This window comes from Cytobacillus sp. Bac17 (assembly GCF_024519925.1).
Taxonomy (GTDB): domain Bacteria; phylum Bacillota; class Bacilli; order Bacillales; family Cytobacillaceae; genus Cytobacillus; species Cytobacillus pseudoceanisediminis.
This window is the reverse complement of sequence record NZ_JALJRC010000016.1, coordinates 38923-55722: the sequence shown is the minus strand read 5'-3', so window position 1 is coordinate 55722 and position 16800 is coordinate 38923. Positions and strand designations below refer to the sequence as shown.

The 16800-nt window shown below is 43.4% G+C and carries 11 protein-coding genes; 5 read left to right on the top strand and 6 right to left on the bottom strand.

The window, feature by feature from the left end:
* The first annotated feature begins 321 nt into the window (after positions 1-321).
* A complete protein-coding gene (locus tag NR125_RS17875; protein WP_009335920.1) occupies positions 322-1464 on the top strand; it encodes a PP2C family protein-serine/threonine phosphatase in 1143 nt (380 codons plus the stop codon).
* Between the two features lie 171 nt (positions 1465-1635).
* On the opposite strand, the gene NR125_RS17870 is transcribed toward NR125_RS17875, so the two are convergent.
* The 5 genes from NR125_RS17870 to NR125_RS17850 form a co-directional block, all read right to left on the bottom strand.
* The gene (locus NR125_RS17870; protein ID WP_009335921.1) at positions 1636-2451 is read right to left on the bottom strand and encodes a CheR family methyltransferase; all 816 of its coding nucleotides are present in this window, start codon (positions 2449-2451) and stop codon (positions 1636-1638) included.
* A gap of 97 nt (positions 2452-2548) precedes the next feature.
* Positions 2549-5344 carry an ATP-binding protein gene (locus tag NR125_RS17865; protein ID WP_009335922.1) on the bottom strand — a complete coding sequence of 932 codons (2796 nt, stop codon included), beginning with the start codon at positions 5342-5344 and terminating at the stop codon, positions 2549-2551.
* Between the two features lie 180 nt (positions 5345-5524).
* Positions 5525-8272 (bottom strand): dynamin family protein, encoded by a 2748-nt coding sequence (locus NR125_RS17860; RefSeq protein WP_217027435.1) that lies wholly within the window; start codon positions 8270-8272, stop codon positions 5525-5527.
* A gap of 443 nt (positions 8273-8715) precedes the next feature.
* Positions 8716-9918: an MFS transporter gene (locus NR125_RS17855; RefSeq protein WP_034297759.1), complete on the bottom strand. Its 1203-nt coding sequence runs from the start codon at positions 9916-9918 to the stop codon at positions 8716-8718.
* A gap of 185 nt (positions 9919-10103) precedes the next feature.
* Positions 10104-10868 carry an alpha/beta hydrolase gene (locus NR125_RS17850; protein WP_050807844.1) on the bottom strand — a complete coding sequence of 255 codons (765 nt, stop codon included), beginning with the start codon at positions 10866-10868 and terminating at the stop codon, positions 10104-10106.
* Positions 10869-11169: 301 nt separating this feature from the next.
* Here NR125_RS17850 and NR125_RS17845 point away from each other — a divergent pair, with 301 nt between their 5' ends.
* From NR125_RS17845 to NR125_RS17835, 3 genes are all read left to right on the top strand, one after another.
* On the top strand, positions 11170-12861 hold the full coding sequence (locus NR125_RS17845; RefSeq protein WP_009335926.1) for a glutamine--tRNA ligase/YqeY domain fusion protein: 1692 nt from the start codon (positions 11170-11172) through the stop codon (positions 12859-12861).
* Positions 12862-12991: 130 nt separating this feature from the next.
* Positions 12992-13342: an ASCH domain-containing protein gene (locus tag NR125_RS17840; RefSeq protein ID WP_009335927.1), complete on the top strand. Its 351-nt coding sequence runs from the start codon at positions 12992-12994 to the stop codon at positions 13340-13342.
* 9 nt (positions 13343-13351) lie between these two features.
* On the top strand, positions 13352-13792 hold the full coding sequence (locus tag NR125_RS17835; RefSeq protein ID WP_009335928.1) for a hypothetical protein: 441 nt from the start codon (positions 13352-13354) through the stop codon (positions 13790-13792).
* Between the two features lie 226 nt (positions 13793-14018).
* On the opposite strand, the gene NR125_RS17830 is transcribed toward NR125_RS17835, so the two are convergent.
* Positions 14019-14741 carry a glycerophosphodiester phosphodiesterase gene (locus NR125_RS17830; protein ID WP_256815853.1) on the bottom strand — a complete coding sequence of 241 codons (723 nt, stop codon included), beginning with the start codon at positions 14739-14741 and terminating at the stop codon, positions 14019-14021.
* A gap of 452 nt (positions 14742-15193) precedes the next feature.
* Here NR125_RS17830 and NR125_RS29645 point away from each other — a divergent pair, with 452 nt between their 5' ends.
* Positions 15194-16639 (top strand): TerD family protein, encoded by a 1446-nt coding sequence (locus tag NR125_RS29645; RefSeq protein ID WP_372675465.1) that lies wholly within the window; start codon positions 15194-15196, stop codon positions 16637-16639.
* Positions 16640-16800: the final 161 nt, after the last annotated feature.

Genomic DNA, 16800 nt, shown 5'->3' with positions numbered 1-16800 from the left:
TTAATCTTTATTTTACTCTTATCCGAAAAGAAATCAAGAGAAATTCTATCCTAAAAATACAGATGTTCACCATAAAAATACACAAAGTTATATAGATATATTTAATATAGCTAGTTTGTGTGATTATATCACTTTATAATATTATTTCAGAAAAACAAAAGAAAACGCTTACAATATAAAGTTTATTTTATGCCGTTCTGCCAAATTGCCCAAAGCAAATAAACTATTAATATTATGGTTTTCCCCTTGTCAAAACGGGGTATATGTTAAGGATATTTATATAAAGAATTAAATCGTAAAACACGGGAAGGGAAAAAGTCTATGGGAATCCTAATTGTGGACGATAATCAAGCCAATTTATTTGTCATTCAGCATATATTAAAACGCGCGGGTTATAAAGACCATTTAACGTTTTCTTCTGCAAAGGATATGTTTCAGCATCTTCAGGGATATTCACCTTTTTCAGCTGATATAAAAGCAGACATTATCTTAATGGATATTATGATGCCGGAGATGGATGGAATTGAGGCATGCCGGCGGCTTCAGCAGATTCCGCATTTAAAGGATATACCGGTGATTTTTGTAACTGCATTGGAAGATTCAAATAAGGTAGCTGAGGCTCTTGATGCGGGCGGAACTGATTATGTTATGAAGCCCATAAATAAAACGGAACTGCTTGCCCGGATTCGTGCTGCTTTAAGACTTAAATATGAAAAGGACTGGCATAAGGAGCAGGAAAATAAAATCAAGAATGAATTGGATTTATCCATGCAGGTTCAGACCAGCATGCTGAGCGAGCCGATTTATCATGAACATACACTGTTAAAAGCTTCCTACCTGCCAGCCAACAAACTTGCAGGGGATATGTATTACTGGCACCAAATAGATGAACACCGCTTTGCTGCCATCCAGCTGGACATGATGGGCCACGGGATTTCAGCATCCCTTGTATGCATGTTTATTTCTTCTGTTCTAAGGGATGCCATCAGAACATGCAGCGATCCTGAATACGTCATGAAGGAACTAAATCGGTGGATGAATTCCCTTAATCAGCGCAATCAGCGGATTCCATATTATTTTACAGCCATTTACCTCGTCCTTAATAAAAAAGACAAAACCGTTGAGTATGTGAATGCCGGACATCCAACCGGATATGCGCTCACAGATAAAAAGGAAATGGTCAGCTTATCAAGCAATATGTGTGCAGTAGGCTTTTTTGAAGATATTACGATACAAAAAGAAACAATTCCCTATATAGACTCCATCCAGCTGCTCCTGTTTACGGACGGAGTGGAGGAGGCAGTGGAGCAGAATAATCTTAACCCTTGTGAATATCTTCAGCGCTTCGCATCCTTCCATTGGAATGCAGCCAGAACAGCAGAGCCAATCGATATGATTCTGACTAAACAGCAGCAGGCAAGCGCTGATGATGATATGTGTGTTGTTTTGGTCCAGGCAGATTAGTGTGTATACATAATATTTTTGCAAAAAAACAGAGTGCAGTCCCTCAAATAGGGTCCGCACTCTGTCTTTATATAAAAGATAAAAATGTGATTCCTTTTGAACTTTGAGTATTGTCCAGCTCCTGCGCCTGCCCCTCGAGGTGTCGGGGGCGGGCAAGGCGTTTCCGCTTTTTTATGCTGGAGCGGTCTTCCTGAAAATCTTTTCCTGAAGGTTGATTTCTTCAAATACAGGCACTTCCATCCTCAGCGCTTCCTTGCTTCCAAGTCCCAGAAACCCTCCCATGCTGAGGCTTTCATTGAAAAGATTAAAAACATGGCTTTGCAGATCAGTATTAAAATAAATCATGACATTGCGGCATATAATCACATGAAATTCATTAAATGAGCCATCGGTCACCAGATTATGCTGCGCAAAAACCATTCGATTAAGCAGGGATGAATTCAAATAAGCTGCTTCACAATCTGTAGTATAGTATTCAGAAAATGATTTTTTTCCGCCTGCCATAATGTAGTTCTTTGTGTAGAGCTGCATTTTTTGCAAAGGGATCATTCCGCTCTCTGCTTTTTTTAGCACTTTTTCATTGATGTCTGTGGCATAAATTTTAGTTCGTTCTCCCAAACCCTCTTCTTCCATCAAAATAGACATGGAATAGGCTTCCTCTCCAGTCGAACAGCCTGCATGCCAGATTCTGATCTCAGGCAATTCTCTGAGCATCGGGACAACCTCATTTCGAAAAGCTTTAAAAAACGAAGGATCCCGGAACATTTCGGTAACATTGATTGAAAAATCGCTCAGGACCTTTTGCAGATACCCATCTTCATGTATAACCTTCTCTGTGAGGCTTGTTATGCTGGGCAGCCGATCCCTGCTAATGCGATTTTGAATCCTCCTTGTAATGGAAGAGCGCATATATTGCCGGAAATCATACCCGGATAAACCGTAAATGGCCTTTAAAAGTAAATCTATCTCTAATTCTTCCTTTTTCAATTCTAGTCATTCCTCAACTTTCGAGAATAAAATTATGGATACGGGGAATGCTCCTCTGTCTGTCCGTACATTAGAAATGGCGCTCCCCTGGTTCCTTCTATGAAAGCCACACCCTCATAACGGACAGCAGCTGGTCCAGTTTTAATGGCTTGCTGATATAATCTGTTGCACCGGCTTCCATGCACTTTTCCCTATCGCCTTTCATTGCCTTGGCAGTAAGGGCAATGATTGGAACATCCTGATGCCTGTCCAGCCCGCGAAGCCTCTTCATGGTTTCATAACCATCCATAACCGGCATCATAATATCCATCAGCACAATATCAATCTTTTCTGTCCCCATTATTAAATCCAGACATTGCATCCCGTTTTCTGCTGTAAGGACATTCATGCCTTCTTTATTCAAAGCATTTTTCAGCGCATAAATATTTCTGTGATCATCATCTACGACAATGACTGTTTTATCTTTAAGCTCGGTACCTGTATGCTGATGGTCTGCTTCACTATTTCCTTCAGCGGCTGGGGGGGATGCTGGCTCAGACACTTCCTCCAGAGGTTCTGCGGTTACAGCAGCTTCTTCAAAAGCAAGCGTTCCTGCCTCAATTTCAGGCATGCCGTTTGGCAGATTCGGAATGACCAGTGTAAAACGGCTTCCTTTTCCTTCTTCACTCTCCACTTTGCATATGCCGCCGAGCAGCTGGGCAAATTCCTTGGAGATGGACAATCCCAGGCCCGTTCCGCCATATTTTCTCATCGTGGCTCCATCAGCCTGCTGGAAGGCTTCAAAAATCAGCTGCTGCTTTTCTGCTGGAATGCCAATGCCTGTATCCAGCACTGTTATTTTAAGCCAATCATCTGTATAGGCGGATAACGGCAAACCAAAGAAATCGCTCTGTGCAGCTTTTTCAAAAGTGACTGCTACTGAACCTTCTTCCGTAAATTTAAATGCATTTGACAGGAGATTTTTCACAATTTGCTGCAGCCGCTGCTCATCTGTATGGAATACAGGCGGCACTTCTTCTGAAGAGCTTACAGTAAACTCAAGGTTTTTATGCTTTGCCACTTGTGTAAAATGCTGATTCATACGCTGCGACATTTCACCCATATTGACTTCCTCAAAGCTGATCTCCAGTTTTCCTACTTCCACTTTTGAAAGGTCCAGAATATCATTGATCAGGGTAAGCAAATCCTGTCCTGATGTATGAATAACTTTGGAAAACTCCTTCTGTTCTTCAGTTAGCATTTGATCCGGGTCTTCTGCCAGCATCTCTGATAAAAGCAATATGCTGTTAAGCGGCGTGCGCAGCTCATGCGACATATTTGCCAGGAATTCTGACTTGTATTTTGAGCTTAAACTCAGCTGCTTTGCTTTTTCCTCCAGCTCTTCCTTGGCAGCCTGAAGTTCTTCAGACTTCATTTCCGCATCTCTGGAGCGCTCTTCAAGCTGTTCATTAATCATACGCAACTCTTCGGACTGACTCTGCATTTCTTCAGATTGCGCCTGCAGCTCCTCCGACTGGGACTGCAGCTCTTCAGCCTGTGCCTGCAGTTCCTCTGTCTGTGCCTGAGATTCTGCCAATAAGCGTTCGATCTCCATTCTTCCTGAAATATTCGTAATGGCTATTCCTAATGTTTCAATTACTTTTTCCAGGAGCTTGATCTGTGCATCAGTGAATGGCCGCAAACTTGCCAATTCCACAACTGCAACGGCCTCGTCTTTGAGCATGACGGGTGCCATCATGATGCTTTTCGGCCTGACATCTCCCAAACCGGTTGATAGGACCTTGTAATCCTCAGGAACATCATGGAGGAATATTGTTTTCTTATCCCTGACTGTTTGCCCTGCTATTCCTTCCCCAGCAAAGAAAAAGTCTCTTCCTGCATCTTCCGCCCCATCGGCATAAGCAGCTTGTTTTTTATATACAGGTTTGCTTCCGCTGTCATCTTTCACGTAAAAGACTCCGAGATTGGCTCCGGCGGCAGGTGCCAGCCTGGAAATAAAATCATCTGCCAAATTCGCTATGGTCACATGCTGGCTATAGATGCTTACTAATGCAGCAGACTGGCTTTGAATCCAGTTCTGCTCACTGATTTCAGCCGAATAGCGCTGTTCTTTTTCGTAATAGTTCTCGAGTGAATCAGCCATAGAGTTAAAGGCTATCGCGATTTCACCGATCTCATCTTTTGTTTCAATATTCAGCCTTGAGATGGAAGAAAGGTCTTGATAATCAATATCCTTAATCCCTTTTGTAATTAAGCTGATGCTTCTGCCTGTACTTCTAATCACCCAAACCGTAACTCCGACGATTAAAATAATGGCTATTGCAACCGCAGCAACCAAAGTCGCTACTAACTGGCTATATGTTTCATTTGCATTTTCCAGCGAATCAGCCATGATGGATTCCTGATATTCTTTAAATTCAGCCAGCTTTACTAGAAGAGAGTTCCGGTTTTCCCTTTCATCCCTGTACAGATCTTCCAAGGAATCCAGATCTCTGCTTCCCATTAATCCAATGAAGCTGTTTTGCATTTGGGCATATGATTCATATGCCTGTTCTACTTCCTTTAATAGCAGACTGGATTTCTGTCTATTTAATTCATTTTCCAATTTCAAAATCCGGGTTTGTATCCCTTCATGGTTTGCCTCGATCAATTCAGCCGTCATGGCGGGATCTGCCGATTCTATGTCGGTGAGCACACTCAGCAGCTGCTGATCTGTCTGATAAAAAAGCTGTCTGATCTCTGTAGCCTGGTTTACCTTATAATAGCGATCCTCCACAATTTCCAGCATGTTTGCCTTCATTCCGTTCACCATAGACAGAATGACAAACATTAGAATAAACATAAAAAATACAGTTAGGCCCAAACCCATTATTTGCTTTCTCTTAAAGCTCACCTGTTCTCTCCTTCTTTCCCCCAATTTTTCTTTATCTTTGTTTCCGTTTTCAAGTTCCTGTTCACGTTTATGAGTTTAAAAATTTTAATAGACTGGCTTCTTTACCCTTATTCGGTATAAATCAAACCTGTTTTTCTATTTTTTTCATAAAAAAAAGGAAGGAAAACTCCTTCCTAATGTTTAACGATATTCCTTAACTTTCTCCCCTGCTGAAGTCATCCATTCAAACTGGCGGAGCTTCAGGTCAAATAGTGTCAGAGGATCCTGGTAAATCTCAGGATTTTTGCGCATATCGCTTAAAGCTTCTTTATTATCTGCAATGTCCGTATAGGTCTCTTCAACCGTATGATTCAATACATCAAACGGATTTCTGAAGAACATTTTAATATCCCGTTCAAGCGATTTCTCGAAAAGCTCGAATTGCTGCATGAATTTATTGGTGATGGATTCTGCGATCTCGCTATAATCTTCGTGTTCAATGAACTGTTTATATTTATTATGGAGCATGGCTTTATTCTGCTGGATCGCACCAAGCAGCTTGCCTGCACTCTTCAGCAGGAACTGCGATGGCGAAAAGCGGTTTAGAATGTTGGCCTTTTCCAGCTGAACACTTCCCCGCGTCATTCGATCCGCGTCGCGGCGCCAGTCATCCAGCACCCTGAAGTCACAGGCCAGCGAGATTTTCTCCTCGCCATATAGCTCATTGAAGCTTTCGCTCATTTCATCCAGATATGCCTGGCTGCTTCTGAACTCTCCTTCACTTTCAGCAATCCACTCCTGAATGGAGACATGGAAATCCGGCAAAACCGTCTCTTCAATATATTCGTGTACCCGATTATTCATTTCGTCATTGAGTTCAGTGTGGATTTTTCCAAAATCACTGTCCTCTGTCACCATTTCTGAACAATTCCGAAGCAGTTCCGGAATCTTTTTCTCAAGATCCTGTCTCATTTTATCTTTAATTTGACTGTAGGACTTTTTAATTGTCCGGACCTTTTCTTCTTCCATATCACTCAGCTGATTGTTGGCACCCTTAAGTTTTGTTACCATTTCTTCGTTCCATTTAATAGTGTCAATCAAGCTGTTTTCCATTTCAACGCGTTTTTCAAGAAGGAATTTGATCGATTTTTTAACATAGTATAGAACCTTTGCTGTACGCTCTTCTTTCCGGTCCCGTCCATCCATCATCGACCTGATAAAGACTGCTAAATCTTTCAGCTGGCTTTCGCTCTCATAATAGGCGGAGAAAGCAAACACCTTTGCTTTTGGAAAGTAGGTATGAACACGGGACTGAGTTTCATCAAGAAGATCCATGGCATCCTGGCTGTCTGGAATCCGGTCCATTTTACTGAGAAGGAAATGAATAGGCAATTCCGGAGCCTGTTCTCTCATTCTCACAGCAAGATCCAGCTCTTTATCTGTCAGAGGCGAATCCGCATTCAGGACAAACAGCATGCTGTCTGCGAAATGGAGATATTGGAACACACCATTTCTGAATTTGCTTTGCCCCGCAAGACCTGGCGTATCAATAACAGCAAGTCTATTATTCTGTAAAAAAGCGAATGGCATTCTGCATCGTATAAGTGTCTGCTGGCTTTTTTCTGCGCTTTGCCTAAAGTCCTCCAGGTCAGAAATACTCCGGACTTCCTCGTCCGTAACGGCATGAATTTCCGCTACATCACTATCCTTGAACAGCACTGAGGCAGAAGTGGAATCTCCCATCAGCTTTTCACCGAGAAGAGTGTTGACAAACGAGGATTTCCCATTTGATGCCGTACCGGCAATCAGCAAATGCCCTGCATCCAAATCAAGGAGCTCACGGACCATCCATTCAAAGCGTTCACCCATCAGCACGCCCTTTTCCTTCGCCCATTTCATGACATTTTCAAATAGCTTGAAGCTTTCCTCCAAGCCGTCCTGATAGCGGACAGAGCGATTCACAAGGCCTTCTGCCTCGCTGACAGCTGAAGAATCAATATTAGACGGGAAAATTTCGCTCCACGCCAGCACTGCCGAGGCCGAAACAAGGGAATGCGAAGGTGCAGCTATTTTCAACCAGTTAGTTATATGATTCGGTATCAGGTGTGATAAGTCCCTGATTAGATGCTTACCACTGATTAGTTCAAAATAAGTATCCTTGTAAAGCTCGGAAAGCTGGCTCCATGTATGTGAGCGCCCTGGCTCCATATTCAGGAGAAGATGGTTATATTCTTTCAGCCATGAGAAATAAAGACCTGATTTCTTGTAGCTACTCCATAGAGCGGCTGATAAACTTTCAAAATGAGCATGGTCCACACGGTATAACACCGAAAGCGCCTCGCTGAAATAGTTCGGCTCCATTTTAGCTGTCCGCCCCTGGTCCACATACGAATGAAGAACTTCAAACCAAGATAGGGATTCTGTCCTGATTGCTTCATTGACAGCCAGCTCCACCGCATTTCCCCAATCGCTGTGTTCCTCAAAGAATCCGCGTGCCAGATCAGTCACATCCGGATAATCCGGATTTAACCGGACCGCATCTTTAATGGATCCAACAGCCATTTCAAGCTTGCCGCGCTGTATGTAAAGTGAAAACAGCTGAAGGAGCACTTCGGTTTTCAGCACTTCTGAATCTGTCTCAATCGATTTGTAAAAGTCCTCTGCATTTGAAAGCAAATCCAATTCAAAATAGGCATCAGCCATATTTTTCTGTGCCCATGGCCCCAATTCATTCGGAATGCTCTCCCATTTAAAAATGGCCGCTTCGTAATCCTTGTTAAGGAAATACACCTCACCCTGGGCGAAACGGATATTGGTTAAATCGGGCACTTCGTTCTGCTGCTCAGCAACATACAGTTCACCCAAAACCCTGATCGGATGCACATTTTCATTAGATTCCATGAAGGTCTCATAAAAGGTTTTGCTGATTAGCTGCTTCTCTAAAGTCATCTTGATCCCCCGCAGTGCTATTTTTAAAAGTGCGCCTAAAGGCACCGGCTTTTAAAAGAGTTTTATTGAACAGCCTGCTGATTTCCTAATATCATAGGGCTTTATCAGCATGCTTTTATAAGAAAAGCGGAAGGCGCCCGCCTATCGGCTTATGACCTCGAGCCGATGGCGCCTGGAGCTAGACAGTTATCTAACTTCAGAGTTTACCTTCTTATCTTTTATAAAAAACGCATAATGCGCCAATTTTCATCCTTTATCCTTATATTGTAACAAAAATTTTTCTGCAAAAAATTTCATTTCTCTATCATTTTTGAAACATTGCTGTATTCCTGTGTAATATTCTTAATAGTTAGAACCAGCTTCTATATATTAATACCACCCCAATCAAAATAAAAACTGGCAGACAGAAATATATATTCCTGCCTGCCAGTTTATATTCTTCATCAAGAGGCTTGCTGCGGCCGGGCAGCTGAGCGCCGTCTGCCATAGAGGATTGTAACAGCCATGCCTAGAATCAGGAACACACTTGATATTTGGAATAGGGCTGCCGTTTCCACAAACTGTGCAAGCACACCAAACACAAGGCCGCTTAGCCCAATGCCAAGGTCGATAGATGAGAAGAACATTCCATTTGCCACACCCCTGCGGTTGGATGGTGTCATTGATAGTGTCCAAGACTGCAGAGTAGGTATCAATGATCCAAAGCCAATTCCGAACAAAATTCCGCTTATGATAATAAACAAATTCGAATGAGCGAAAGAAAGTACCCACATGCCGATAAAGGTCAGGAACGTGCAAAGCAGGACAAGTCCCTTTGGCCCCCGCTGGTCAAACCATTTTCCGGAAATCGGTCTCGAAAGCGATGCCATGATTGCATTGAACAGGTAAAAAAGGAAAATTTGATCAATACCGCGCTCTTCTCCAAAAATAACAATGAACGTTACGATGGAACCATACCCAAATGTCACAATTATCGTAATAAAGGCAGGAAACCAGCTGGTTTTTTCGATTAAAGAGTCTAAGTAAGAGAATTTCAGATCCTCTTTCCTTGTTTCCAGAACAGCTGCAGGCGTTTCGTAGCGAACAATGGATAGGAGCCCAATGGCAATTACGCCAAGTACACTCGAGATATAAATAAGATTGGTAAAAGAGGTAATCTGATATAGATAGATTCCAAGACTCGGAGCGATGATCATCCCGATTGTAACGCTAAGGCCATAGTAACCCATTCCCTCTCCAAGACGGGAATTAGGCACTACATCTACTGCTGCCGTACCATTCACAGTAGTTGACCAGCCCCAAGCGAGTCCGTGGATGAATCGGAACAGCAGAAAAATCATCACCACGCTTGACAGCGGATAAATAACCGTTATGGCCAGAAGCGCCGCTGCCCCTATCAGCACCAGCTGCTTCCTTGCTCTATATTCAAGCATAAATCCGATGAATGGCCTGCTCAAAACGGCTCCAATCGAAAACAGCGCCGTAACCAGACCAATTTCAAGACCAGTTGCTCCTATGGACTTTATATATGGGGGCAGTGTCGGAATCAGCATCTGAAACGACATAAAGACAAATAAATTCCCGATCATCAGCATTATGAAAGACTTGGTCCATAAAGTCTCTTTTACAGCCCTTACCAACTGCATCCCCCGCTTTCCTTTTATCTCCAGAATAAATCAGTTAATTATTTCGCATCACTAAATACTACCATAACTGATTGGAAAAAGGAACGGGAATTTTGCATCATATCAAGGGGTAGAACTTTATTAAGACAATGAAAATCTTCTATAATAAAGTCCATAAAAAAAAGGAGCCAGATTAAGCTCCCCCATCACCCCTGCAGACTGCTTGTTTCCAGTACCCGCTGCAGAAAATGCAGTGTTCTTTCTATAATGATGTCCTGATCGTTATCCAGTGTTGCCACATGATAGCTGTTGTCCAGGGTGACCAATTCCTTTGCAGCCGATTTAATGCTGCTGTATATTTCCTGCGAATTGGAAGGCGGAACTACATGATCTTCTTTTGAGACAAAAATCAGCGCAGGACAATTCACTTTTTCTAAATCGCCTTTGACCTTCTTCATCAGTTCCGTTATTTCACCAATCGATTTAACCGGTGTTTTTTCATAGGCAAGCTCTTTTATATCAGGGTTTTTAATGTCTGAACCAATTGCATCAAGGAAGCGGACATCCTCCAGGCTGGCTGCTGCCTCCATATCAGAAATCTCAATTGCTGCATTAATCGGGATAATCCCCTTAATCTCCGGATATTTCTCGGCCATATACAATGTCAGGGTGCCGCCCATCGACAGACCTGTAACGAATATCGTACTGCAGCGCTCTTTCAGCCACTGATAGCCTTCTTCAACAGAATGAATCCAATCCTGATAGGTCGTTGTTTCCATTTCTTCATAATGAGTGCCATGTCCCCGCAAGCGTGGACCACAGACCGTATACCCTGCATTTGCATAAGCTTCCCCAAGCGGACGCATGCTTTGAGTTGAACCGGTAAAGCCATGTGAAACCAAAATCCCAATCTCATTTCCTTCATAATAAAAAGGTTCTGCGCCTTCTATAATCGGATACTTTTCAGACATGTTCATTCCTCCATTCAATAGATTAATTCCTAATAAGAGGTATTCTTCCCACCCCACTCTATCCCTCCTTATTTGAAAATATTTAACATTTTTGTAAAACTTCGCATCCAGTCTTCAGAAAAACTTTTTTTCCAGCATCGTCTTGTTTATAATAGATAGAATGAATAAAAAATTTAGCAATATTGCCCTATTAACAAAAAGCAAGCCTTAGGAGCGCAGCAAAGGGAAGTTTCGCTTTATTTTCCTTCCCGAACTTATTAAAATAAGTACTAACTACATAAACAGAAAGGCTGATACCGGTTTGGAAAACAATTCAAATTTTATACGAACGATTATTAAAGAGGATCTGGAGTCGGGAAAGCGTAAAGAGGTCATTACCCGTTTCCCGCCTGAGCCGAACGGTTATCTTCATATCGGACATGCCAAATCGATTGTTATCAACTTCGGCCTGGCAGATGATTTTAATGGCAAGACGAACCTCCGTTTTGATGATACGAACCCGCTAAAGGAAGATCAGGAATTTGTGGATGCCATTAAAGAAGATGTTAAATGGCTTGGCTACGACTGGGAGGAGCTTCACTTTGCTTCGAATTATTTCGAGGAAATGTATAACCGTGCAGTTCTTTTAATCAAGAAAGGAAAAGCATATGTGGATGACTTAAGCCAGGAAGAGATCCGCCAATACCGCGGAACGCTGACAGAACCTGGAAAAGAAAGCCCATACCGCAGCCGTTCAGTTGAAGAGAATCTTGATTTATTTGAACGTATGCGGGGCGGGGAATTCGAAAATGGAGCAAAAGTTCTAAGAGCAAAGATCGACATGTCATCACCGAACCTGAACTTGCGCGATCCGGTTATCTATCGTGTTTCACATACAACTCACCATAATACGGGTGATACGTGGTGCATCTATCCGATGTATGCCTTTGCCCATCCGCTTGAGGATGCAATCGAGGGGGTTACCCATTCCTTATGCACAACCGAGTTTGAAGACCAGCGTCCGCTATATAACTGGGTTGTCACAGAGTGTGAAATGGAAAGCACACCGCAGCAAATCGAGTTTGGCCGCCTGAATATTTCTAATACAGTTATGAGCAAAAGAAAACTGAAGCAGCTTGTGGAAGAGAATTATGTTGACGGCTGGGATGACCCGCGCATGCCGACGATTTCCGGTCTAAGACGCAAGGGCTATACTCCGGAAGCAATCCGCGAGTTCGTAAAAGAAACGGGTGTTTCAAAAGGTTCCGGTGTGGTGGATGAAGCTATGCTTGAGCACTATGTCCGCGAAGACCTGAAATTAAAAGCCCCTCGTACAATGGGTGTGCTTCGCCCGTTAAAGGTTGTGATCACGAACTACCCGGAAGATCAGACTGAAATGCTTGATGCGGAAATCAATCCAGAAAACCCGGAGATGGGCATACGCCAAATTCCTTTCTCGAGAGAGATTTTTGTAGAACAGGACGATTTCATGGAAGATCCTCCGAAAAAATATTTCCGCCTCTTCCCTGGCAATGAAGTACGCTTAAAGCATGCTTACTTCATCAAGTGCAACGAAGTCATCAAGGACGAGGATGGCAATGTTGTTGAGCTGCATTGCACATATGACCCAGAAACAAAGAGCGGAACAGGCTTTACAGGACGAAAAGTGAAGGGTACCCTTCACTGGGTGGATGCAAAGAGTGCTATTCCGGCTGAATTCCGTTTATACGAGCCATTGATTCTTGACGAAGATGCCGATCAGAACGCTGAGGCAGACACAGATGATGCTGCTGAAAGCGATGCTGAAGGAAAAACGTTCCTTGACTACGTAAACCCGAACTCACTTGAAATTGTTAATGGTTTCATTGAACCTAACATGAAGGATGTAAAAGCCCAGGATAAATTCCAATTCTTCCGTCATGGCTATTTCAATGTCGACCCGAAACACACAACAGCAGAAAAACCTGTTTTTAACAGGATTGTGTCGCTTAAGAGTTCATTTAAGTTAAAGTAATTTCTAGGCTTGAGGAAGAATTTCCTCAAGCCTTTTTTTAGGAAAAACTGCTCTTAAACACAGCTACCTTCCGGCTTGAAAATATGGTAAGGTTTAAAAGGTAAGCATTTACATAAGGAGGAATAGCATAATGTCAAATCAGCATGATCCAAATACATTACCGCCAAAAACATGTTCCGTAGACAGAATGGTCACAGTTAAAGAGGACGTGGAGAAGGTTCTTGCAGGAAAAAAAACAGCCACACGCCGTAATGGCAGATATGCTGATGTCGGGGAAATCATGACACTTGAAGGCCAGGACTTTGTTGTAAATAAAGTTTATTCCCAATCCCTTGGTGAATTAACAGACGAGCATGCCCGCCAGGAAGGCTTCGAAAGCTTGGAAGACTACAAACAATCCATTCTTTCCATGCATCCGGGAATGCCATGGCTTCCGCAGATGCGTGTATGGGTTCATGAATTCAGCGCAGTGAAGAAGTAATCTGCCGGAATGGACATACTGTACCGAATACTGCTGTACATCCATGTCAGCAGTGCCATACTTTCTGTTGGCCCATTTTTTGTTCTAATTCCAATCGTCAATAAATTGGAATCGGCTGAGCCCGGGGTTCAGCAGGCATACATAAGCATCTTCAGGACATCCGTGCGCCTTGTCAAGCATGCAGGACATGTACTTGTAGGCTCGGGTGTCCTTCTTATCGTGAACAGCCATTGGGGCTGGACGACATCCTGGATCGTTGCGACCCTGGCGGTAATGGGAGGCTCTGTCTTTTTTCTCGCCCGAGCCTTTTCTCCCGTTCTGAAGAAATTTGATGCGCCTGGAGCAGATCAGCAGTTTCTTGTCAGGAAACTTACCCGCTCAGTCTGGATTTACCTTTTTCTATTAATGCTCATGCTCTGGTTCATGGTGGCCAAACCTGTACTTTGGTAGAGTTAACTAAAAACAAGCGCTGGAGATCCGCGCTTGTTTTTTTGATGGCATTCTGCTGCATGGCATTCGAATTCGCGTTTATATCCGAATGTCTGATAAATCCTAATTTTCGCGGAATTTGTGTTTACGTGAATATATTCTGAATTTCGCGAATATCTTGATATTTTCGCGGATATATCAAATGTCTCGGAGATAAACGGAATTTACATAGGCAATAAACTCTTCATTAAAAAAACCTTTCCGGAAAATCGGTCATAATCACTTCGACTCCGGCATTATTTAACAATCCGCTGCGGGTTTCATCATTTACGGTATATACCCGCAACGGAAACCCTGCTTCTTTTGCTTCCCTCCCAAACTCCGATAGAGCAAACCCCTCTTCACAATGAATGCTGTTTGCCCCTATTTTTTTTGCCATTTCGAGTGTGTTTTCAGAGATGCCTTCAATCAAATAGCCCGTCTGCAAAGTGGCATGCAAGTCCCGGACTCTTTTCAGACTCTCTGGATTGAAAGATGATATTATGACACGCTGTTCCAATTTATAATTTAGAATAAGATCAATAACCTTTTCTTCCATCCCGGGATATTCAATCAAATCATTTTTCAATTCAATATTAATCAGCAGTTCGTTGCCTTCCCTAACTGCCCATTGTAAAAGCTGCTCCAGATCCGGAATTGTTTCGCCGGTGTTAACATTCCCAAACCAGCTCCCTGCATCAAGCCGCAGGATTTCTTCAAAGGTCATGTCCTTTATATAACCGGTGCCGCCCGTTGTTCTATCCACAGTTTCATCGTGAATGATCACCAGCTTTCCATCCTTCGCCATCTGCACATCCAATTCAATTCCATCTGCCCCTGCCTCCAATGCGGCCTGGAAGGCGGCCATCGTGTTTTCTGGAAAATGTCCGCTGACGCCGCGGTGTGCAAAGACTTTTGCTCTTTTATTCAAATTATCTCCTCCTAAGTCAACAACATCATTATTAATATTCTATTCTACGGCCTGCCCCAAAACCATTTTTTTCATCCTCAGAATAGCCGCTCAAGTTTCCCTTCGCTTCCAATTCCCTTATAATGAAAACTATGAAACTTCTTTCTTCTCAGAACGTATAAAAAGAAAAGCGGAAGCGCCTTGCCCCCCCGGCAAGCACAAGACAAGCCTTCCGGAAAGGCGTTTTTTGCCCTTTTGGGAGGATTGTCCGAAATGTGGAGGGGACGACAAGCATAAGACGAGCCCTGCAAGAAGGTGTTCTTCCCTTCTGGAAGGGATTGGCTAGTCTTTCGTCCCTAGGAGCCGCAACTAGACAGGCTTGTGACCTCGAGGGGGTAGGCGCTGGAGCTAGACAGTTTTTAAAGTACAAAGTTTTTAATTCTAAGTATAAAAACAAATTAGGAGTGAAATCTGTGGGAGTTCGATTGAGCAAGGGACAAAAAGTAGATTTGACCAAAACCAATCCTGGTTTGCAGGTTGTGATGGCAGGATTGGGCTGGGATGTCAGCCATAATCAATCGCAATATGACCTGGACGCTTCAGCCTTTTTAACAGGTGCATCCGGCAAAGTGCAAAGTGATAGTGACTTTGTGTTTTATAATAATCCATCCGGCGGAAACGGATCCATCCTTTACAGCAGTGATAATAGAACTGGGGCAGGTGCCGGGGATGATGAGCAAATCCGCATTGAGTTACATAAGGTGCCGCAGCATATCCATCGAATTGCTTTTACTATTACCATTCATGATGCCCAGATGAAAGGACAGAGCTTTGGACAAGTTTCCAATGCTTATGTGAGAATTTTTAATGCCATGACAAATGAAGAGCTTCTCCGCTTCGACCTTGGGCGCGATTTTACTGTTGAAACAGCAATCGTCGCTGCAGAGCTTTACCGTCACAATGGCGAGTGGAAATTCAATGCTATTGCAAGTGGATTCCAGGGTGGATTAGCTGCCCTTTGCCGCAACTTCGGTGTTTCCGTAGATGATGAGCCTGCTCCAAGTCAGCAGCACTCATTCAGCCAGGGTCAATATCAGCAGCCAGCTCAAGGATTCAGTCCTCAACAAAACCAGCAGCAATATAGCCAGCAGGCACAATCAGGATACAGCTCACCGTCCTTTGGCCAGCCTGCCTACAATCAGACTTCTTATAACACGCTACCTTCGCAGCCATCATTTGGCGGGCAGACAGGTATTGGGCAGCCGGTCCAGGCTCAATCCTATACAGATGGAAATATCGCCTGCACCCGCTGCGGATCCACTAACATCCGGACCGGCCAAAAAGGATTTGGCCTTGGAAAAGCGGCGATTGGAGGACTCATCCTTGGGCCTGTAGGACTTCTTGGCGGCTTTATCGGAAAAAACCAGCTGAAGCTCACCTGTAATTCCTGCGGTAATTCATGGTCACCTAATCAGAAGGATTACGCACAATGGGCCAATGACCAAAAGCGCCGTGCCCAGGAGCTGTTTACACGATTCAAGAGCCAGGATGTCCTGGACGCCGTTGTAGCTTCATGCGCCCTTGTCGGCATGGCAGATGGCAGGCTTGATCCAACTGAACGTCAAAAGATGGTCGAGTTTGTAAACAGCAGCCAGGAATTAAAAGTGTTTGATACACAAAAAGTGATACAGCAATTCAATATGTTCGTACAGCGGATTGAAATGGACCCGATCATCGGGCGGGCCGAAGCCTTTAAAGCAGTTGGCCGGGTAAGAAATAAGCCTGAGATCGCCCGCCTCGTAGCCCGTTATTGCATCGCGATCGGATATGCCGACGGGAACTTTGATCAAAATGAAAAACAGGCTGTTACAGAGATCTGCATGGAACTCGGTTTAAACCCGCATGAATTTCTATCTTAATATATAATGTACCCAAGCTCTGCCGAATATCAGGCAGAGCTTTTTTGCATTTATTCCCTACTCCTCCTGAATATGCCGCATACAAAGTTCACATGCGGGTATACTCAAAAAGATAAATGCCCTGTTATTTCTAAAATTACTAAGGAGGTAATATCCTTGAA

What these genes read in the sequence shown, in the direction of transcription:
- NR125_RS17840 (WP_009335927.1), top strand. Translation starts at nt 12,992, where the DNA reads ATGTCAAATCAGCATGATCCAAATACATTACCGCCAAAAACATGTTCC.
- NR125_RS17860 (WP_217027435.1), bottom strand. Translation starts at nt 8,272, where the DNA reads ATGACTTTAGAGAAGCAGCTAATCAGCAAAACCTTTTATGAGACCTTC.
- NR125_RS17835 (WP_009335928.1), top strand. Translation starts at nt 13,352, where the DNA reads ATGGACATACTGTACCGAATACTGCTGTACATCCATGTCAGCAGTGCC.
- NR125_RS17855 (WP_034297759.1), bottom strand. Translation starts at nt 9,918, where the DNA reads ATGCAGTTGGTAAGGGCTGTAAAAGAGACTTTATGGACCAAGTCTTTC.
- NR125_RS17875 (WP_009335920.1), top strand. Translation starts at nt 322, where the DNA reads ATGGGAATCCTAATTGTGGACGATAATCAAGCCAATTTATTTGTCATT.
- NR125_RS17850 (WP_050807844.1), bottom strand. Translation starts at nt 10,868, where the DNA reads ATGTCTGAAAAGTATCCGATTATAGAAGGCGCAGAACCTTTTTATTAT.